Here is a 551-nt window from a genome sequence, read left to right as displayed (position 1 = left end):
GGCCGTCCACACTCGTTTTCAGATTGCCGGCGGCATCATAGGTCGACTTGGTCAGGCCCGTGTCGGGGCTGACCAGCTCGGCTCGATTACCCAGGCCGTCGACCGCATAGCGCGTTTCCAGGTTGCGCGGATCGGTTACCGTCGCCAACTGGTCGATGCCGTCGTAAGCAAGCTTGATGGTCGGGCGTGCGCCGTTGGTTAGCGGTTGCTGGATCTGCTTTACACGGTCGAGCGGATCGTAGGCCCGGTTGGTTACCCGTCCGAGGGGATCGGTGATCTCCGTCAGATTGCCGCCCAGGTCGTACTGGTAGCGGGTGGCTTCCGCCGGCACTGTCTGCGCGGCGGCCACGGTTCCGGTATAGGCGCCCAACAGGGGCGTATAGGTCATTACAACGATCATTGCGCCGGACGTCAAACGGCTGAAGATACGGCGGGTCATTGTGCTGCTCCGGTTTGGCTCGTCAGACGGCCGGTAATGTCATAGGTGCGGGTAATCTGGCGCGCCAGGTTGCCGTTGGGGTCGCGCACTTCTTCCTTGATCCTGTTGCCGG

At 62.4% G+C, this 551-nt stretch carries 1 pseudogene; it reads right to left on the bottom strand.

Annotated features, from left to right (window positions below):
* Positions 1-439: pseudogene (locus F1735_RS34140) on the bottom strand (hypothetical protein); the annotation flags it as partial.
* Between the last annotated feature and the right edge of the window lie 112 nt (positions 440-551).

The sequence above is a fragment of the Massilia genomosp. 1 genome, assembly GCF_011682185.1.
Classification (GTDB): domain Bacteria; phylum Pseudomonadota; class Gammaproteobacteria; order Burkholderiales; family Burkholderiaceae_D; genus Telluria_A; species Telluria_A rubra.
Note: the sequence above shows the minus strand (reverse complement) of the source record. Positions and strands in the feature narration are given on the sequence as shown.